Below are 18,230 nucleotides of genomic sequence, written 5' to 3' on the forward strand. Positions count from 1 at the left end.
GATCATGTCGAGCTGGCGGATTGCTCTACGCAAACTTCCCCCAGGATCAGCAATGCGCAATTCTCGTCTACATACGAGCGACGATGCCACACAAACTACCATCAGTGCCGGCGTCTCACTGGCAACAGCAGCGATGAGGTAGCTTATGCACTTGTCCTTCTGTTCAGTTTCCCGACCAAAATCCGGCATCGCATCCGGATCGAGCTTCGGATCGCGAAGCCGAGAATTTCAACTCCACCCTGGGAGCGCCTCCACATAGCCTCGGAGATTTCCAAGATGCATGGCGGCAAGGTCGAAGCCGTCTCGACGTCGCAAGAGACGCTCTTTGTCCTCCGTATTTTGCTGAAAGCGCGCCTGATCGCGGACCGTCAGCTCGGAACCTTTTTCCTCCAACGGCGCAGCTTTGTCCTGAGATAGGATCTATAGCCGAACGGAAGTGTTCGCCGTCCGGAAGGCGTGCTTGTCCGCGCCTCCAGACGCTGGCGCACGACGCTCATCAGTCTGCAGAACGCGGGTGTTTCCAATGATTGCACCCGTTTGACGAGATTGTCGGGCAATGGCTTTGAGCGCCAGTCGAAATAAGCCTCGTAGTCTTTCGGCGTTGCGATCAGGTGCTGGAGATAGGCTGCAAGATCGCTGGCGCTGGCGAAGGCACTGGCGTCAATAAAGGAGTGCTCCGGAACGAACTCGTCCACATTGGGAGCGCCAAGGTAGATCGGCACCGTGCCCGCCATGAACGCGTCATAGATTTTCTCGGTGACATAGTCGGCCTCGATCGAGTTCTCCATGGCCAGGCAGAATTTGTGCCGCGCAATGGTTTCGATCTTGGTCTTCGAGCCCAGATCGGGGCCAGAGACCGATCGGTTGTTGCGATATCGGCCATAAGAATCGATCTTGATGTGGCGCGCCAGTTCGTTCGCCAAATCGACACGGCCGCTATAATTCAGGCCGGCCGACTGGAAGAGTGCGACCGGCGCTTCTTCCGTTTTCGGCACGATTGGTCTGGCCAGCGCATCTTTCCACCACACCGCACGCGGAAGGTAGGGTACCCAGACATCGGACCGGGATTCATGCGTCATGATGATATCGAAGTGCCCCATGGTTTTGGGGTCGGCAAGTCGCTTGTAGTTTTGGCCGCATTCCATCGACCAGGCGACCCAATATTGACCAGGGTATTTGTAGGCATCGCCAACTTCGCGAAAGTTCGGAATATGGAAGACGACTGCCGCGGCCTCGGAAATCCGTCGTTTGTCCAGTGTCCACCGCCCGGGCATTTCGCACTGTATCGACGCGATATCGACGGGTTTGCTGAAGAACGTTGTGTAGAAGAGGATCAGTGGATCGATAGACGGCATGGCACCACGAATGTCTGAAGCATTGCTCAATCTGCAGACAGACGCGGTATCGGAAGTTTGGTCAAGTGCTCCGCTTGTTCGAGGCAGAGGGCCGTCCAAACGGTCACCCCGCCGTATACCCGCCATCGATCGCGAAAATGCCGCCGCTGGTCCACGCCGCCTCGTCGCTGGCGAGATAGACGGCGATGCCGGCAAGATCGCTGGTCTGGCCGATGCGGCCGAGCGGGTAGCTGCGCTTGGCATAGGTTTTCAGCTCGGCCTGCGCTGCCGCCGGCAGGTTGTCGATCGACTTGCGCCGCATGGCGGTGTCGACCGTGCCGGGCGCAATCGCATTGACCCTGATGCCGCGCGGACCAAGCTCGAAGGCCAGCGACTTGGTCAGCGAATTCAGCGCGCCCTTGGACAAGGAATACAGACTCGACGGCCGCTTCGGGATCATCTTGTCGGCGAAGTAGGACGAGATGTTGATGACGGAGGTGTTGGCGCCGAGATGCGGCAGCAGCCGCTGGGTAAGGAAGAACGCCGCCGTCACATTGAGCGCGAAGGATTGCTGGAATTGGTGCTCGGTGACGGTCTCGAAAGGCACCAGATAAGCGACGCCGGCATTGTTGACGAGGATGTCGAGTGGGCCGGTTGCTTTCGCGCGATCGACCACGGCATCGATGCCGGAAAAGGTCGAGAGATCGGCCGACTGGGTGCCGACGTTGCCCGCCGCCGCAAGTGTCTCGCGGGCGGTCTCGAGCTTGCTGGTGTCGCGGCCGATGATCAGCACGTCGGCGCCCTCGCGCAAGAAAGCTTCCGATATGGCCAGGCCGATGCCGTCCGAGCCGCCGGTCACCAGTGCTCGCTTGCCAGAAAGTCTCATTGAAGGCCAAGTCGCATCGAATGCTCTCGCTGTTGCCCGCGTCACGAAGCAATGCCGATCGGCGAGGGCGGTCAAGCCGCCGGCCTATCGCTCAGTATGAACTTCGGTTGGCCGCGTGCCGATCCGGTTACCGCAGCAGCGACTGCGACGTCGGCGTCAGGCGCAAGGTTTCGGTCCGCCAGGTCACATCGGCCGCTTGCCATTGGGGCGAAGCGGCAACTGCGGCTTCGTAACTGGCATGCGCCACGGGACTGTTGAAACCCGTCACCGCGATAAAGACGTTTTCACTCAAGCGCACCGGCAGGCGGGGAAAGCTGTTTTCGGCGTGCTCGGTGATGAAGGCGCCAAGCAACCGTCCGCCGGCGCCGATAAGGACCGGAACGGCATCCGTTTCGAAATTGCCGGCGAAATCGGCTTCGGCGCCAGACCGCAGATGATGAATCTGGATGACTACAACACCGGTCAAGCCATTGTCTGCGCTCGGCTTTCCATCCGCCGGCATGGCGCCTCGCTGCGAGCCTGACAGATCGAAGCCGGCGCCTGGCCATGCCGGCTTCAAGAGCAGTACATCGTCGGAATCGATCATCGTCGCATTGGCGGCGTCGCGGTGCGCCGTCCACACCGGCCCGTCATAGAAGGCGGTGAGCGCCTGCTTCCGCGCTTCCATGCCATCGAAGCCGCGCAGCCAGACGAACATGTCGGGGCGGTCGAGGTCGCGGAACTGTCCGATGATGGTCATGCCGGCGTGTTCCTGGCCTTCGATGAACCGACTGTCGAAGATGTCGATCAGCGTCTCGCGCCGGCCCGGCTTCAGCGTGTACTGCCGCAACTCGACGACAGGCGAAGCGAGCAGTTTTGCCGCCGCAGGCGCATTCAGGGGTACGGTCATTGTGTCGTCTCCAAAAAACAGGATGATCATCCGGTTTATAAAACAGACCGGTTGTCCTGTTTTGTCAATCTGCTATCGTTGGCAAATGTCAGCAGAGATTGCTCGGGCTCCGAAAGGGCCGCCGCGAAAACGCACCAACGATCCCGAAGGGCTGCGCAACAAGGTGCTCGATATCGCCGAAGCGTCGTTCCAGGCGCGTGGCTATCATGCATCCGCCCTTGGCGAGCTGATGACGACCGCAGGCGTCAGCGGCGGCGCGCTGCATCATCATTTCCCGACGAAGAAGGCGCTCGCTCTGGCGGTGATCGAGGAGCGCGTGGCAGCGGCCCTCGATGAAACCTGGATCAACCCTGTACGGGCGGCAGGCTCGGCGCGCGAAGGCGTGCGCGCGGTGTTCGATGCGGTGGCGACCGAGCTTGAGCAGCAAGGCTTCGTGCGCGGCTGTCCGCTCAACAATCTGGCGCATGAACTGTCGCTCGCTGACCCGGATTTCCGCGCCGCTCTGGACGATATCTTTGCCGGATGGCGTCAGGCGGTTGCCGACAAGGTGCGAGCCGACCAGCAGTCGGGGAGGGAGCAGGGCACCGACCCCGAGCGCTTTGCGGCACTCGCCATCGCCGCCTATTCCGGCGCCATGTCGATGGCCAAGGCGGCACAGGATGCCAGCGTGCTGCGCGATTGCCTGGCCGAACTTCAGGGCAGCTCAACGCCGCCATTCCCGAGCAGAGCGAAGCGGCGTCGCAGGATCCTGCTGCGGCCGGGAAAACCTTGAGGCCGGAACTGCGCTGTTCTAGTTGGAAAGCGGCTTGATCGTCTCGTAACCGTTCACCGATTCCGCGCTGGTCCCTTCGTCGTAACGCCGGGCGAGAGACGCTTGCAGATCGGGAGCATAAAGCGCGGTGAATGTGTCCAGCGTTTCGCCGGCGCCGTTCTTGAAGGTCTCCGTGACCGCCAGCACGTTGTATTTGCAGCCGCCGACGCTGAACGTCTCCTTGCCCTTGACGACCAGGCTCAGTGTCTTGGTGCTCTTCGGCTGCTTGTTCGGCGACAACTCGACGAATTCGATCGTGCTCTTGGCTCCCGTCTTCAGCGGAAACAGTTTTCGCAGATCGGAAAACGGGATCGTCGCCACCCGTCCGGTATCGCTGTCGCGAAACACTTCGACCAGGCCTGCGAACAGGAACTGTGTCTGCGGTGATTGCGATTCGTAGGTGTTGGCGACGGACACCATGCCGCCGGCCACCGGCCGAAACTCGCTGCGGACGCCAGGCATTTCCAGAACGAAGCCGGCCTTGGCCGATTTTGCGTCGACACAATCGGCGGCATGCACCGCAGCCCCCGGCAGCAACCCAGCCAGCACCACGCCTATCGAAACGGCTCTCATGAAATCCTCCCCCTCTGCTTGTATTTGCTGCGCGCCAGCATGACCCAAGAAATGCCAGAGCCACAGTGCCGTGTCGACCTGCCATTCCTGGCAACTGGACGGTGGGGCGCCGGCTGTGCTGAATTTCAGGTCATGAATCGTAAGCTCGTCCTCTCCCGTCGCAATTTCCTCACACAGGCAGCCGGCCTTGCCATGGCTGGTATGCTGCCGCGCGCCGCGCTTGGCCAGACCGGCAAGCGCATCCAGCCCATCGACGCCACCTTTCTGTTCATCGCCGATGTCCATGCCTGCCGCATGTCGAGCGGCCTCAGCCCCAACTGCCTGGAGGAAGGCAAGACCGATGCCGCGCTGTTGCGCAATGTCGCTGTCCTTAATGGCTTGGCCGGCCGGCAATGGCCAGTCGAGATCGATGGCGTTGCAACCCGCCTGCGTTCGGCCGGTAGCCGCATCGATGCGCCGCTCGGCCTCGTTGTCGGCGGCGACATCACCGACGATGGCGGCGGCCAGATCACCGAGCCCAGCGAAGGCACGCAACTGTTGCAGTTCAGCCAGCGCTATCAACAGGGCGTCGGCCCCGATCGCGTGCACATGCCGGTCTATGTCGGGCTCGGCAACCACGATCTCGACCAGAACGGCTCGCCGCCGCATGTCGACTGGTACCGGCGTGAACTGCGCGACTATGTCGAGGTCAACCACCGCCCCGGCGTATTCTTCAAGCCGCCGGTGCCGGCCACCGAATACGATATCGACACCGACTGCTACTCCTGGGACTGGGGCGGCCTGCATCTCGTCCAGACCCACCGCTTTGCCGGCGACACCGGCCATGGCGCGGTGAGCAGCCTGCCGTGGCTGAAGCAGGATCTGGCGATCTACGCGGCGGATGGCCGTCCCGTCATCCTGTTCCAGCACTATGGCTGGGACACTTTCTCGGTCGAGCGCTGGGATCCGGCCAAGCGCACCTATGACGATGACGGCGCAGGCGCGCCGCATTGGTGGAGCGAGGCCGACCGCCAGGCGCTGCTGGCGGCGCTGAAGGGCTACAATGTCATCGCCATCTTCCATGGCCATCAGCACGAAGTGCCGATGATCTACAAAAGCGATGGCCTCGACCTGTTCAAGCCGAAGGCCGCCTATATGGGCGGCTTCGCGCTGGTGAGGGTAACCGGGGACAGCATGGACGTAGTGCTGGGCGAGGCGGCCGGCGACCAGGGCGAGGTCAAGTTCACCAGCGCCTTCAGCAAGAGCCTCAGCCTCTGACAAGAAAAAGGCGGCCTTGAGCCGCCTTCCTCATTGCCTGCGAGATCGGGTCAGAGCGCCTTTTTGATCTTGTCCTTCACGTCGCCATAGACCTTCTGCACCTTGCCGGCGGTCTTGTCTGCAGTGCCTTCGGACTGGGTCTGCCTGTTGCCGGTCGCCTTGCCGCCGGCTTCCTTGACCGAGCCCTTGACCTGCTTGGCCACGCCGGCAACCTGATCCTTGTTCACCATCTTTGCATCTCCTGGGATTCCGGGGATTCATTCGCAGGAGGCAAACGGGCCGGCTTGGCTTAGGTTCCCTGGGCGGCGATCATCGTCGCATCTGGTCGCTTATATGGTCGCCGAAACGCTTTGCCGCGTCGTATCGTGTGACTAGTGTGACGAAATTTTGGGGAGACCGCCTTGGCTGAATTTACGCTCATCATCGCCAACAAGTGCTTTTCGTCCTGGTCGCTGAGGCCATGGGTGGCGATGAAGCATCTGGAGATCCCGTTCGAGGAAGGTTTCGTGCGCCTGCGCACGCCCGAGACCTTTGCCGCTCTGGCGAAAGTCTCGCCCACCGGCCTTGTGCCAGTGTTGAATCACAATGGCAGGATCGTCTGGGAAACCCTTGCCATCCTTGAATATCTTGCCGACCTGTTTCCGGAGAAAAAACTTTGGCCGCAGGATATCGGCGCCCGCGCCTTGGCTCGCTCGGTGGCGACCGAGATGCATTCCGGCTTTCGCGAGGTGCGCTATGGCTGGCCGATGAATTTGCGCCGGCCGAAGGCCCACAAGCCGCTCGACGCCGAAGGCGAAATGCAGCGCGCGCGCATCGAAACGATCTGGCGCCAGTGCCGGGAACAATACGGCAAAGGCGGCCCCTTCCTGTTCGGTCATTTCACCGCGGCCGATGCCATGTATGCACCTGTCGTCACCCGCTTCGACACCTATGGCGGCAAGCTCGCGCCCGACACGCGCGCCTACGTCGACGCCGTGTTGGCAACGCCGGCGATGCGGCACTGGTATGCGGAAGCAGCGAAGGAGACTTGGCCGGAACCCGGCCCGGACGAATAGGACCACTAATGACATCACGGTGAGTGACCGATGGCCAGCAATGATGGACCGCGTGAGACTACCGCGCCAACAATCTTCCACTGCCGGCTGATCCCGCCTCGGCCGGACTTCGCCTTCACCCTGACGGAGGAGGAGAGGGAGTTGATGGGCCGGCATGCCGACTATCTGCGCGGCAAGCTTGCCGAGGGCGCCATGATCCTGGCCGGGCCGGTCGCCGACCCGGCCGGCCCTTGGGGTCTGCTGATCCTGCGTGTCGGCAGCGAAGCCGAGGCAAGAGCGGTCACCGACGGCGATCCGGTGTCGAGCTCCGGCCGCGGTTTCCGCTACGAGATCCTGCCGCTGATCAGCGCGATCCTGTAGGCCGCCAGCGTGAGTTTAAGGAAAGTGTGAAACGGTTTTCCCTTGGGAATTGCGTCAGACAACGGCACTTACAAGAACGCCTCTCGCACCGTTTAATGTGCGGGAGGCGTTCTTTTGCCAGCATTACCGAGATTGCTCTCTGAATTGCTGACACCACGGAAATGCGCCGGCTTGCGATTGGTTCCGGGGCGTGGAATATTTTTTGGAACGCCTTGAGCTCCGCCACCTCGTCAGTTGAGGCTTATGCCTCAGGCACCCTCAGGTTGAATTTGGGCTCCGGCCAAACCAGAAATTGACTCGGCGCTAAAAGAAGTCTATAAGAAACATGTCGATATTTGTTTGACCGACTTTTGTTATCCGCGCATGATGCGCGCCTTTGACGAACTTCCCCATCAAAAATCGAGACAAAACGCTGTTGTGCAGTCGCACGATGGTGAACGAATATTTGCCAGGGAAAGGGTTCTTCATGGCCACCGGCACAGTGAAATGGTTCAACGCCACCAAAGGTTTTGGTTTTATTCAGCCTGACGACGGCTCCGCCGACGTTTTTGTCCACATCTCGGCCGTAGAGCGCGCCGGCATGCGTGACATCGTCGAGGGCCAGAAGCTCGGCTACGAGATGACCCGCGACAACAAGTCGGGCAAGATGTCCGCCGACCAGTTGAAGGCGGCCTGATAAGGAATTCGGCCTTCCGGTGACCACGGATGTACTGGCACCGATGAAAGGCTGAAAGGAGCGCCTTGCGCATCCAACTGGATGCGCGGCGCTTTCATGGAAGGTCAGGCGGTGCCTGGCCTTTTTCATTTTATGCGTCATGCCGCTAAAAGTGCGCCGCACGCCGGCCGGAACGTGCTAAGGGACGCTCCAGCAATCTGAACCGCCCATACTGCCCCGCTGCCGTATTGCTTTGATCGTAATCGAAGGCCGCTCTCGCTCTATCGGCACCAGGCTCCCGTCAGGAGAAAGTTTTGACCACTCAATCCAAGACCGCCGACCAGGCCGGCTCGCTGTTCAGCAAGACGCAAACCCAGTCGATGTCACTCAACCGCATCCTGTCCGAGCGTGATGCCGTCAGCGAGGCGCGCGAAGCCAAGACCGCGCGCTTGCGCGAACTGCGCAAGGAAAAGGAAGCCGACGACATGGCAGCGGCCGCAGCCCTTGCGGCGCTGCCGAAGCGGGCAGGCAAACGCTGATGGCCACCAAGCGCATACCGCCGACGCCGATCGATGCCGATGCGACCATAGCGTCCATGGTCCCGGGCCTGGACAAGCCGGTCGAATATGTCCGCCGTGTGCTGGAAAAGCTCGAGCGCTGCAAGCGCGCGCATGGCGATGCCCAGGTGCGCGTCGGCGTGCGCGGCCGTGCCGAAGCCCCGAACTATCTGGTCGAATATGTCCGCGAGGACAAAAAGACCCAGGAGCGCGTGACCTACCAGGATGCCGCCTATAGCGGCAGCACGCATCGCGAACTGGCGGCGCACCACATTGCCGAGGCGAGGAACTGGTCGCCCGAGGAAATGAACATCACAGCGGTCTCGGCGCTGATCGGCCGCTTGCGCAATCCGCGCGCACCATCATCCCGCTTTTCCGACGAGGACTGACATGGCCATAAAGTTTTCCACCAAGGACCAGCCGGCAGCGCCGGCTGCTGCCACTGCAAAGCAGGCCAAGCCCGCTGCCGCGCCGAAGGCCGCCGAACCGTCGGCAACCGATCTGTTCGAGGCGCCAGCCGCCACGCCCAAGGGCAAGGCAGGCAAGAAGAAATAGCGCCTTGCCGCACCAAGCCGATCGCAATCTCGCAGCACCTGGGCTGGTCGCGTTGGCCGCCAGGGATATCCGGTCGTCAAAACAGGACGACCAGCCGGTTTTCGATTGCCAGAGCTGCGGCGCCTGCTGTTCCTACTCGGCCGAATGGCCGCGCTTCTCGACCGAGGACGATGCGCAACTTGACCGGATTCCGGAAAAGTTCGTGTCCGCCGACCTGTCCGGGATGCGCTGCGAGGGCGTGCGCTGTTCGGCGCTTACGGGCGAGATCGGCAAGCACACAGCCTGCGGCATCTACGAGATCCGCCCGGACGTCTGCCACGCCTGCATGCCTGGCGGCGACGATTGCCTGATGGCGCGCAAGGCGCACGGGATGCCAACGATCTAGCCGACGCCCACCTTGCCTGATCCCACATCCCCCGATAGCTTCCACCACGGGCAGGGCGTTGGAGGAACCATGAGCATCGAATTCCTGTTGACGTCGCTGATCGTCGTGGCTTCGCCCGGCACCGGCGTTCTCTACACGCTGAGCGCCGGGCTTTCGCGAGGCGCGCGCGCCTCGATCACTGCTGCATTCGGCTGCACGCTTGGCATCATCCCGCATATGGCCGCCGCCATCACCGGCCTGGCGGCGCTGCTGCACACAAGTGCTGTCGCCTTCGAGACGCTGAAATATCTCGGCGTCGCCTATCTCCTCTACATGGCCTGGAACACGCTGAAGGAGAAGGGCGGCCTGAGCGTCGATGAAAACGCGGCACCCCGCTCGGCAGCCAAGGTCATCACCTCCGGTATCCTGATCAACATCCTGAACCCGAAGCTGTCGATCTTCTTCTTTGCCTTCCTGCCGCAATTCGTCAGCACGACCGAACCGAACGCATTTGCCAGGATGCTCGAACTCTCGAGCGTCTTCATGCTGCTGACCTTCGTCGTCTTCGTCGCTTACGGGATCTTTGCGGCCTCGATCCGCAGCCATGTCGTGTCGGGGCCGATGGTGCTGACCTGGATGCGCCGCACCTTCGCCGGCGCCTTTGTCATGCTCGGCGCCAAGCTGGCGCTGGCTGATCGATAGAACATGAGCTGCCAGGCCTCGGCCTACTCTTCGTCGGTTCCGGATCCGGTCCGGATGCCTAGACGCCAGGCCGAGGGCGGAAGGCCGATCATCTTCTTGAAGGCGCGGCTGAACGCTGCCTCGGATTCGTAGCCGATTTCAGCGGCGATGCTGGCCATGTTGCTGGAGCCGGCGCTGAGCAGCTCCGAGGCGATCTGCATGCGCCATTTGGCGAGATAATGCATTGGCGGCATGCCGACCAGCCTGGTGAAGCGTTCGGCGAGCACGCTGCGCGACAGCGCGGAGTCCTTCGCCAGCGCCTCCACCGTCCAGTTATGCGCCGGCCGGTCGTGGATCAGCGCCAGTGCCCTCGCCAGGTGCGGATCGCGCAGGCCAGCCAGCCATCCCGTGGTTTGTGGCGGCAGCGATTCCAAGTAACGGCGCAACACGTCGACAAACATCAGTTCGCTCAGTTTGGTGAGCACCGTTTCACTGCCTGCGCGCTTTTGCGCCACCTCCGTGACAGCCAGGTTGATGAACTGGCTGAGCCAGCCGCCATCGCCTTTGGCATCTCCGGCCTTGATCACCGGCGGCAAAGCCTCGAGCAGTGGATTGAAAGGCTGTGCATCACAGGCGAGATAGCCGCAAACCAGCCTGGCCGAGGTCGCGCCGTCGCCGGCGCAGTTGATGTAAAACGGCATCCGGCCGGCTGTTGCGATGTCGAGAACGTCGGCTGTCGGCGGATCGGCGCGCAACGCCGGATTGCTGGACATAATGTGCGGGTCGCTCCTGGTGAAGACGACGACTTCGCCGGCCTCCAGCGCGATCGCTTCCTGGCCGATGATGCGCGCGAAGCAGCGACCGGCCGTTACCACATGGTAGGAGATCAGATGGTCCGCACCGGGCAGGATCTTCGGCAGGATGGACGATGGCGCCGGCGAGCAGACGGCCCACGGCTCGTGGCCCTCAATGTCAAAAAACGTCGCGCCGGTAAGGCGTACCGTCCTCAACAGGTCAGACAGAGCATCCCCGGCCATTCCGTTTCGTCCCGCACCCGGCTAGCCGGTGAGCCATCCCTTTCGAGTTCCGGACGCGCTGTCAAGCGAGGCGGACGCCGTATCATTCAGTTCGCGGCCAGAACTCCTAAACCTGCACCGGTGCTCAAGCGCTGCCGAGAGTGGGCGCTGAGTGCTGTCGAAACCAACCAGGGACAAAAGTCATGACGGTACATAAGGGCGGGTGTTTTTGCGGCGCCGTGGAAATCGAAGTGCACGGAGCCGCCGAGGCAATGGGCTATTGCCATTGCGGTTCGTGTCGATCGTGGTCGGCGTCTCCCGTGAACGCCTTCACGCTGTGGAAGCCTCAGAACGTCAAGGTCACCAGGGGCGCGGAGTTCCTGTCCGGGTTCGAGAAGACCGAAATGAGCGATCGCCAGTTCTGCACGAAATGCGGTGGTCATCTGATGACCGTTCATCCGCCGCTCGGCCTGGTCGATGTCTATGCGGCAACCATACCAGGCGTGAAATTCACGCCTGGGGTTCACGTCAACTACGCTGAGACCGTGCTGCCGATGAAGGACGGGCTGCCCAAGCTCAGGGACTTTCCGGCTGAGCTCGGCGGCTCCGGCATCGCGGTGCCGGAATAAGGCCCGGCCACTGCTCGCCATTTTTGACAACGACAATTCAAGACAGGAGATTGTTCATGGAAATCGCAACATTTCGCGCCACGCAGGAGCCGATCAAGGATCTCTATCGCAGGGATGCGAAGGCCGCGTTCCTCACCTTGAAGGCCAAAGGCGTCGCCGACGCGTCCACCGTGACCTGCAAGGTGGAGACCGGACGCGGGCTGGCGCTTGCCGGCATTCATCCGATGGCCGGGGGCAGCGGCCAGGAACTGTGCTCCGGCGACATGCTGCTCGAGGCGCTGATCGCATGCGCCGGTGTCTCGATGCGCGCGGCGGCGGCCGTGCTCGAAATTCCGATCAGGTCCGCCGAAGTTTCCGCGGAAGGTGACGTCGATCTTCGCGGCACGCTCGGCGTGACTGCGGGTGTTCCAGTCGGCTTCAAGGAAATCCGCTTGCGGTTCGACATCGACACCGACGCTCCCCAAAGTCAGCTCGACCAACTGCTCGAACTCACGGATCGCTATTGCGTGATCTTCCAGACCATCCAGAACAGTCCCAGCACCACGGTGAAGCTGCACCGCGTCATCCAGTGACCAGAAAACCGGCCCGGAAACTCGACTTGAGCGAGATTCCGGGCTGGGAACGGGAGTGCCGGGCAACGCTTCTATCCTTTGACGTAACCCATCGCCTCGACGATCAGCTCGTCCGCGACACGCATCAGGTTGACGCCGCGGATGGAGTTGCCGTCGGCCATGAAGTAGCGCCAGCGGATCGTCGCCCGTTCACCGGCGACGAAGGTTTCCTCGAGGTCGAAGCGCGTGCCGGGCTGGGTGGCGATCGCCGACCATAGGTCAATGCATGCCTCTTTGCCGGCATGGCGGGCGCCGTCCGGCGCCGGCACGGTGTTTTCGATAACGCAATCCTGCGCCACCAACTCGGCAAGCGCGGACGGATCGTGCAGCTGGAACACATCGTTGAAGCGATGCATGATCTCGGCCGTCTGCCGGGACAAATCATTCCCGACTGCGTCCATGATAAGCTCCTGTTTCATCATATTCTCCCGGTTTCATTGATCTTTGACGGCTTTGACCAGCACGGCCTTTAGGGTGATCTGAGGCACGCCGGCCAAGGCGCGCGAGACGAGGCAAGTCGCCTTGGCCGACTGCGCCAGGCGTTCGAACTCGTCTTCGGCGAGATCCGTGACCTCCGCCTCCGTTTCGAGCTCGATGCGGGTGATCGTCGGCCCGGCGGTGGTCGCGCCGAGATGCACCTTGGCGACGGTGCGGATGGTGCGGGCGACGTGGCCTTCCTGGCCGAGGATGAAGGTCAGCGCCATCGAGAAGCAGCCGGCATGTGCTGCCCCGATCAGCTCTTCGGGATTGGTGCCCGGACCGTTCTCGAACCGCGACGGAAAGGAATAGGCGCCTTCGAAGACGCCGCTGCCAAGCCGCAGACGGCCGCCGCCTTCCTTCAGCGTGCCTTGCCATTCTGCGGAAGCTTCACGGATGGTCATGGTCGTTCTCCTGATTCGGGGTTGAAAAGCGGGCAATTGGGTCAGGCGCAGTCGATGACAACCTTCCCGAACACGTCGCCCTGCTGGAAGTGGCGGTACGCTTCGGGGGCTTCGGCAAAGGGGAAGACCCTGTCGATAACGGGCTTGAGGCGATGCTGCGACACGGCGCGCAGCATGGCCTCGAGATTGCTGCGGCTGCCGACGAACAGGCGGCTGATGGTGGCGAGGCTGCGCTGATAAAGCGCTGCCGGCATCTCGATCGATCTGCCACTGGCGTCCTGCAGCGTCAGCAGCACGATGTGTCCATAAAGCGTGCTGGCAATCAGCGACTGCGCGAAGGTGGCCGGGCCGCCGGTTTCGACGACGAGGTCGATGCCGCCTGTCTGCTCGCGCGCCCAGCCGCCCCATTCCGGTATGTCGGTGCTGGAGACAACGAGGTCGGCGCCCAGCGCCCGCAGCCTGTCGGCCTTCTCCGCGCGCGATGTGATGGCGACAACCCGGCAGCCGAGCAACTTGGCGAACTGCAGAGCAAACAGCGAAACGCCACCCGAACCGATGGTGAGAACCCATTGACCAGGCTTCGGAATCCGGGTCCCGGTCACCGCGTTCCAGGCCGTCACGCCGGCGCAGGTTAGCGTCGCCGCTTCGTGCCAGCTCAGATGATCGGGCAGTCGCGCCGCCCATTGTTCGTCGAGCACGGCAAACTCAGTCAGCATGCCGTCCAGCGTACAGCCGAGCTGGTCGATCAGACCGGCATTGATGCGGCCATCGATCCAGCGGGCGAAGTAGCTGCCGGTGACGCGGTCGCCGACGGCAAAACGGGTGACGGCATCGCCGATTGCGACGACGTCACCGGCGCCGTCGCTCAGCGGCACGATGCCTTGCCGCGCCGGCAACGGATAGGTGCCGCCAAGGATCATCGTGTCGCGCCGATTGAGCGAGGCGGCGCGGACTCGCACCACGATCTCATGCGGTTTCGGTTCCGTCCGCGCCTCGTCGCGCATCGCCAGGGATTCGGTTCCACCAAACCCTTCGAGCCGGTAGCTGCGCATGTCACTCTCCTTAATAGTATATAGACTGATCCACATATTATATAGACCGATTGTCATATTCTTGGCGAGGCCTATAATGCGTCACTGCTGACAGAGGTTGACATGGCCAACGACACCCGCACCCGCATACTCGAGACCACAGGCCTGTTGCTCAGGCAGCGCGGCTATCACGGCACCTCGCTCAACGACATTCTGGGCGCCAGCGGGGCGCCGCGCGGCTCGCTCTATTTTCATTTCCCGGGCGGCAAGGACCAACTGGTCATCGAGGTGACGCGCAACAGCGTTGCCGACGTCACGAAAAGGCTGGGCGAAGCACTGGCAGCCGAAAGCGATCCTGCAGTGGCCGTCCATCACATCTACCAGTCGGTCGGGCGCATGCTGGAGGACAATGATTTTTCGCTGGGTTGCCCCATCGCGCCGGTGGTGCTGGATTCACCCACCGATGTGCCGGAACTGGCGGAACTCTGCCGATCGGCTTTCGAGCAATGGATCGGCTTGCTGCGACAGGCCTTCGTCAGGGCAGGGGTGCCCGAACGCCGCGCGCACGCTTTGGCGCTGCTGATCGAATCGTCGCTGGAAGGGGTTATGGTGATTGCGCGGGCCACCCGCGACCGTGCACCGGTGCTGGTGGTGGCCGACGAGGTGGCGGCACTTGTCGAGCAGGCGGTGCTTGCAGGCAAGGTTGCGCGGCAGGCGGACAGCGCCGCCTAACCATCCGCTTTCCAAAACAAAAAAGGGCGCCTCTCGGCGCCCTTTCCGTATGCATAAGCCAGATAGCTTGGATTAGAAATCCATGCCGCCCATGCCGCCCATGCCGCCGCCGCCCATGCCGCCAGGCATGCCGCCGCCAGCCGACTCCTTCTTGGGAGCCTCCGCGATCATGGCTTCGGTGGTGACGAGCAGGCCGGCGACCGAAGCCGCGTCCTGGAGAGCGGTGCGAACGACCTTGACCGGGTCGACGATGCCCATGGCGATCATGTCGCCATACTCTCCGGTCTGGGCGTTGTAGCCGTAGGTCGCGCCCTTGTTGTCGAGGATCTTGCCGGCGACGATCGAAGCTTCAGCACCTGCGTTCGAAGCGATCTGACGGGCCGGAGCCTGCAGTGCACGACGAACGATGTTGATGCCGGCAGCCTGGTCGGCATTGACGCCGGTGACCTTGATGTTGGCCGAAGCGCGCAGGAGAGCGACGCCGCCGCCTGCAACGATGCCTTCTTCCACGGCCGCACGGGTCGCGTTGAGGGCGTCATCGACGCGGTCCTTCTTTTCCTTGACTTCGACTTCCGTCGCGCCGCCGACACGGATCACCGCAACGCCGCCGGCGAGCTTCGCCAGACGTTCCTGCAGCTTCTCCTTGTCGTAGTCCGACGTGGTCTCTTCGATCTGCTGCTTGATCTGGGCAACGCGGCCCTGGATCTCGGCCTTCTTGCCGGCGCCGTCGACGATGGTGGTGTTCTCCTTGGAGATCGACACCTTCTTGGCGCGGCCGAGCATGTTGAGGCCGACATTCTCGAGCTTGATGCCGAAGGCGCTAGGTTTTTCNCGATGGTGGTGTTCTCCTTGGAGATCGACACCTTCTTGGCGCGGCCGAGCATGTTGAGGCCGACATTCTCGAGCTTGATGCCGAGGTCTTCCGAGATGACCTGGCCACCGGTGAGGATGGCGATGTCTTCCAACATGGCCTTGCGGCGATCACCGAAGCCCGGCGCCTTGACGGCGGCGATCTTCAGGCCGCCGCGCAGCTTGTTGACGACCAGCGTGGCCAGAGCCTCGCCTTCGACGTCTTCCGAGATGATAAGAAGCGGCTTGGAGGTCTGCACGACGGCTTCGAGAACCGGCAGCATGGCCTGGAGGTTGGACAGCTTCTTCTCNCTCGGCGGTCTTGGCTTCTTCAACCGTGATGACGCCTTCATTGCCGACCTTCTGCATCGCTTCGGCGATCATGGCGCCGACCGACTCGTCGCCATTGGCCGAGATCGTGCCGACCTGGGCAACTTCCTCGGAGGTCTTGATCTTCTTGGCAGCTTTGCCGAGAGCCGCGACGACTTCGGTGACGGCCAGATCGATGCCGCGCTTCAGATCCATCGGGTTCATGCCGGCGGCAACGGCCTTGTGGCCTTCCTGGACGATCGACTGCGCCAGAACGGTCGCGGTCGTGGTGCCGTCGCCGGCAATGTCGTTGGTCTTCGAAGCAACTTCGCGGACCATCTGCGCGCCCATGTTTTCGAACTTGTCTTCAAGCTCGATTTCCTTGGCGACGGTGACGCCGTCCTTGGTGATGCGCGGTGCGCCGAACGACTTGTCGATGACGACATTGCGGCCCTTGGGGCCGAGCGTGACCTTCACTGCGTCGGCGAGGATGTTGACGCCGCGCAGCATGCGCTCGCGGGCGTCGCGGGAGAATTTTACGTCTTTAGCAGCCATTTTTTAGCTCCTGGCAGGGGGCTTGCGATCAAGCCCGAAATTAGTTGACGGTGAGGCCGATGATCAGCCGATGATGCCCATAATGTCGGATTCCTTCATGATCAGAAGGTCTTCGCCATTGAGCTTGACTTCGGTGNATCAGCCGATGATGCCCATAATGTCGGATTCCTTCATGATCAGAAGGTCTTCGCCATTGAGCTTGACTTCGGTGCCCGACCACTTGCCGAACAGGATGCGGTCGCCGGCCTTGACGTCCAGCGGGACCAGCTTGCCGGCTTCGTCGCGAGCGCCGGAGCCGACGGCGATGATCTCGCCTTCCTGCGGCTTTTCCTTCGCCGTATCCGGGATGATGATCCCGCCGGCGGTCTTGGATTCGGATTCGACCCGGCGTACGACCACGCGGTCATGNCCAGCTTGCCGGCTTCGTCGCGAGCGCCGGAGCCGACGGCGATGATCTCGCCTTCCTGCGGCTTTTCCTTTGCCGTATCCGGGATGATGATCCCGCCGGCGGTCTTGGATTCGGATTCGACCCGGCGTACGACCACGCGGTCATGAAGCGGGCGGAACTTCGACTTTGCCATTTTTTCTTCCTCGAATGAGAACGGTGAGAGCTGTTCCTCGATCCGGCGGTGCCGGATGTGCGTTAGCACTCACCTGGGGAGAGTGCTAACGTGCGCTGAAATAAGCGCGTGGCTTTCGAGAGTCAAGGCGAACGGTGAGCACAATTGTGCCAATTGGAGCCGTGCCGCGATCCGACGGCAGACCCTACCGGCGCCGCGGCGATATAAGCACCAGAAGCGGACAGCGTTCAGCCAGCCCATAGGTCCCTGTCGGCGCGAGGCGGACACTGTCAAAAAACCGGCTCGCCTCTTCGACCAGCGTCGCCGCCGGGGCGAAACTGTAGACAGTCTGCGAATTCGCATAGACATCGATGGTGCCGATGACCGGCATCTCCCATCCGGTCGTCGCGGCAAGGGCCTCCCGGTCGGCAAACAGCGCATCGAAGGCGTCGAGGATCGCCCGCACCGGAATGGCGCGGTCGGGATCGCCGCCGGCACAAGCCATGGCAATGCGCCATTTGAGTTCGTGGAAGGTCGCGACACCACCGGACAGCGTCAGCGCCCGGACCTCCTGCAGATCGTCCGGCACCTGAGGGCTTGCATAGGCGCGCAATGCAGCCCGCCCATCGGACTTCAGCACACGCGCGATCTCGGCAAGCAGCGCCTGCCGTGCAACCGAGGAGTCCAGCGCCGACAGACAGCCGTCGCCGATCACCGCCCCGGCGCTTTCGTCGCCCAGCGGCAACTCCAGCCAGTTGCCGATCACCGCCTTGCGTGAGGCGGTATCGCCCGGCCAGATGCCCGATATCATGGCAGTGGACTCGTCGATCGCGAGCATGGTCCTTCCGAGGCCGGCAAGCTCCGGCGTGACCCCGAGCAGCACCACATCGACTGATTGCAGGCTAAGTTCGCGCTCATAGGCGGCGACAGCTTCCGGGGGCGGACACAGCGGCGACCCGAGAAGCCGCCAATGACGGCGAATTGCGTCCCAATGCTCAGTCATGCGGAACGGTTTGGGGAAAGGCTGGACATATTTCCTTCCAGGCTGTTGGTTGCCTTGCGAGTTACCTCATGCAGGAA

At 62.3% G+C, this 18,230-nt stretch carries 24 protein-coding genes and 2 pseudogenes; 13 read left to right on the forward strand and 13 right to left on the reverse strand.

The window, feature by feature from the left end:
• Positions 1 to 368: 368 nt before the first annotated feature.
• The 3 genes from X728_RS140730 to X728_RS140720 form a co-directional block, all read right to left on the reverse strand.
• On the reverse strand, positions 369 to 1,385 hold the full coding sequence (locus X728_RS140730) for a glycosyltransferase family 10 (protein ID WP_245266212.1): 1,017 nt from the start codon (positions 1,383 to 1,385) through the stop codon (positions 369 to 371).
• 73 nt (positions 1,386 to 1,458) lie between these two features.
• The gene (locus tag X728_RS140725) at positions 1,459 to 2,220 is read right to left on the reverse strand and encodes an SDR family oxidoreductase (protein ID WP_023832816.1); all 762 of its coding nucleotides are present in this window, start codon (positions 2,218 to 2,220) and stop codon (positions 1,459 to 1,461) included.
• Between the two features lie 127 nt (positions 2,221 to 2,347).
• Positions 2,348 to 3,109 (reverse strand): NIPSNAP family protein, encoded by a 762-nt coding sequence (locus tag X728_RS140720; protein ID WP_031195959.1) that lies wholly within the window; start codon positions 3,107 to 3,109, stop codon positions 2,348 to 2,350.
• An 85-nt stretch (positions 3,110 to 3,194) separates the two neighbouring features.
• Here X728_RS140720 and X728_RS140715 point away from each other — a divergent pair, with 85 nt between their 5' ends.
• Positions 3,195 to 3,881, forward strand: coding sequence for a TetR/AcrR family transcriptional regulator (locus tag X728_RS140715; RefSeq protein ID WP_023832818.1), 687 nt, complete (start codon positions 3,195 to 3,197; stop codon positions 3,879 to 3,881).
• An 18-nt stretch (positions 3,882 to 3,899) separates the two neighbouring features.
• On the opposite strand, the gene X728_RS140710 is transcribed toward X728_RS140715, so the two are convergent.
• Positions 3,900 to 4,493: a hypothetical protein gene (locus X728_RS140710; RefSeq protein ID WP_023727888.1), complete on the reverse strand. Its 594-nt coding sequence runs from the start codon at positions 4,491 to 4,493 to the stop codon at positions 3,900 to 3,902.
• 132 nt (positions 4,494 to 4,625) lie between these two features.
• On the opposite strand from X728_RS140710, the gene X728_RS140705 reads away from it, so the two are divergent.
• Positions 4,626 to 5,750 (forward strand): metallophosphoesterase, encoded by a 1,125-nt coding sequence (locus tag X728_RS140705; RefSeq protein ID WP_031195963.1) that lies wholly within the window; start codon positions 4,626 to 4,628, stop codon positions 5,748 to 5,750.
• Positions 5,751 to 5,800: 50 nt separating this feature from the next.
• Here the strand turns inward: X728_RS140705 and X728_RS140700 are convergent, their stop codons facing one another.
• Positions 5,801 to 5,980, reverse strand: a complete 180-nt coding sequence (locus X728_RS140700; protein WP_023832821.1) for a CsbD family protein — start codon at positions 5,978 to 5,980, stop codon at positions 5,801 to 5,803.
• A 171-nt stretch (positions 5,981 to 6,151) separates the two neighbouring features.
• Here X728_RS140700 and X728_RS140695 point away from each other — a divergent pair, with 171 nt between their 5' ends.
• From X728_RS140695 to X728_RS140670, 8 genes are all read left to right on the forward strand, one after another.
• Positions 6,152 to 6,805, forward strand: a complete 654-nt coding sequence (locus X728_RS140695) for a glutathione S-transferase family protein (protein WP_023671499.1) — start codon at positions 6,152 to 6,154, stop codon at positions 6,803 to 6,805.
• Positions 6,806 to 6,835: 30 nt separating this feature from the next.
• Positions 6,836 to 7,165, forward strand: a complete 330-nt coding sequence (locus X728_RS0136170; RefSeq protein WP_050589967.1) for a YciI family protein — start codon at positions 6,836 to 6,838, stop codon at positions 7,163 to 7,165.
• Positions 7,166 to 7,631: 466 nt separating this feature from the next.
• Positions 7,632 to 7,841, forward strand: coding sequence for a cold-shock protein (locus X728_RS140690; protein WP_023671502.1), 210 nt, complete (start codon positions 7,632 to 7,634; stop codon positions 7,839 to 7,841).
• 293 nt (positions 7,842 to 8,134) lie between these two features.
• Positions 8,135 to 8,359 carry a hypothetical protein gene (locus tag X728_RS140685; RefSeq protein WP_023671503.1) on the forward strand — a complete coding sequence of 75 codons (225 nt, stop codon included), beginning with the start codon at positions 8,135 to 8,137 and terminating at the stop codon, positions 8,357 to 8,359.
• Positions 8,359 to 8,766, forward strand: coding sequence for a hypothetical protein (locus X728_RS140680; RefSeq protein ID WP_023832823.1), 408 nt, complete (start codon positions 8,359 to 8,361; stop codon positions 8,764 to 8,766). The genes X728_RS140685 and X728_RS140680 overlap by 1 nt, the downstream gene beginning before the upstream one ends.
• Position 8,767: 1 nt before the next feature.
• Complete coding sequence (locus X728_RS1000000171125; RefSeq protein WP_023671505.1) at positions 8,768 to 8,932, forward strand: hypothetical protein; 165 nt, start codon at positions 8,768 to 8,770, stop codon at positions 8,930 to 8,932.
• Between the two features lie 52 nt (positions 8,933 to 8,984).
• Positions 8,985 to 9,317, forward strand: coding sequence for a YkgJ family cysteine cluster protein (locus X728_RS140675; RefSeq protein ID WP_023671506.1), 333 nt, complete (start codon positions 8,985 to 8,987; stop codon positions 9,315 to 9,317).
• A 69-nt stretch (positions 9,318 to 9,386) separates the two neighbouring features.
• The gene (locus X728_RS140670) at positions 9,387 to 9,998 is read left to right on the forward strand and encodes a LysE family translocator (protein ID WP_023832824.1); all 612 of its coding nucleotides are present in this window, start codon (positions 9,387 to 9,389) and stop codon (positions 9,996 to 9,998) included.
• 23 nt (positions 9,999 to 10,021) lie between these two features.
• On the opposite strand, the gene X728_RS140665 is transcribed toward X728_RS140670, so the two are convergent.
• A complete protein-coding gene (locus X728_RS140665; protein WP_023832825.1) occupies positions 10,022 to 11,014 on the reverse strand; it encodes an AraC family transcriptional regulator in 993 nt (330 codons plus the stop codon).
• Positions 11,015 to 11,196: 182 nt separating this feature from the next.
• Here X728_RS140665 and X728_RS0136175 point away from each other — a divergent pair, with 182 nt between their 5' ends.
• Positions 11,197 to 11,622 carry a GFA family protein gene (locus X728_RS0136175; RefSeq protein ID WP_023734267.1) on the forward strand — a complete coding sequence of 142 codons (426 nt, stop codon included), beginning with the start codon at positions 11,197 to 11,199 and terminating at the stop codon, positions 11,620 to 11,622.
• Positions 11,623 to 11,678: 56 nt separating this feature from the next.
• On the forward strand, positions 11,679 to 12,194 hold the full coding sequence (locus tag X728_RS140660; RefSeq protein ID WP_023671510.1) for an OsmC family protein: 516 nt from the start codon (positions 11,679 to 11,681) through the stop codon (positions 12,192 to 12,194).
• Between the two features lie 71 nt (positions 12,195 to 12,265).
• On the opposite strand, the gene X728_RS140655 is transcribed toward X728_RS140660, so the two are convergent.
• Genes X728_RS140655 through X728_RS140645 form a run of 3 tightly spaced genes read right to left on the reverse strand, consistent with a single transcriptional unit; the run spans position 12,266 to position 14,166 of the window.
• Positions 12,266 to 12,652 (reverse strand): nuclear transport factor 2 family protein, encoded by a 387-nt coding sequence (locus tag X728_RS140655; RefSeq protein WP_031195969.1) that lies wholly within the window; start codon positions 12,650 to 12,652, stop codon positions 12,266 to 12,268.
• Between the two features lie 15 nt (positions 12,653 to 12,667).
• Positions 12,668 to 13,114, reverse strand: coding sequence for an OsmC family peroxiredoxin (locus tag X728_RS140650; protein ID WP_023832827.1), 447 nt, complete (start codon positions 13,112 to 13,114; stop codon positions 12,668 to 12,670).
• Between the two features lie 41 nt (positions 13,115 to 13,155).
• Entirely contained in the window at positions 13,156 to 14,166 is a 1,011-nt protein-coding gene (locus X728_RS140645; RefSeq protein WP_023832828.1) for an NAD(P)-dependent alcohol dehydrogenase, read from the reverse strand.
• Between the two features lie 102 nt (positions 14,167 to 14,268).
• On the opposite strand from X728_RS140645, the gene X728_RS140640 reads away from it, so the two are divergent.
• On the forward strand, positions 14,269 to 14,877 hold the full coding sequence (locus tag X728_RS140640; protein ID WP_023832829.1) for a TetR/AcrR family transcriptional regulator: 609 nt from the start codon (positions 14,269 to 14,271) through the stop codon (positions 14,875 to 14,877).
• Between the two features lie 72 nt (positions 14,878 to 14,949).
• On the opposite strand, the pseudogene X728_RS01000000167220 reads toward X728_RS140640, so the two are convergent.
• The 4 genes and pseudogenes from X728_RS01000000167220 to X728_RS140630 form a co-directional block, all read right to left on the reverse strand.
• Positions 14,950 to 16,590: pseudogene (locus X728_RS01000000167220) on the reverse strand (chaperonin GroEL).
• A gap of 138 nt (positions 16,591 to 16,728) precedes the next feature.
• Complete coding sequence (locus X728_RS140635; protein ID WP_023671517.1) at positions 16,729 to 16,989, reverse strand: co-chaperone GroES; 261 nt, start codon at positions 16,987 to 16,989, stop codon at positions 16,729 to 16,731.
• Positions 16,990 to 17,000: 11 nt separating this feature from the next.
• Positions 17,001 to 17,171, reverse strand: a pseudogene (locus X728_RS1000000169555) (co-chaperone GroES); the annotation flags it as partial.
• 184 nt (positions 17,172 to 17,355) lie between these two features.
• Positions 17,356 to 18,153 carry a methyltransferase domain-containing protein gene (locus tag X728_RS140630; RefSeq protein WP_023682988.1) on the reverse strand — a complete coding sequence of 266 codons (798 nt, stop codon included), beginning with the start codon at positions 18,151 to 18,153 and terminating at the stop codon, positions 17,356 to 17,358.
• Positions 18,154 to 18,230 lie beyond the last annotated feature (77 nt).

The sequence above is a fragment of the Mesorhizobium sp. L103C119B0 genome (assembly GCF_000502235.1).
In the GTDB taxonomy this organism is placed as follows: domain Bacteria; phylum Pseudomonadota; class Alphaproteobacteria; order Rhizobiales; family Rhizobiaceae; genus Mesorhizobium.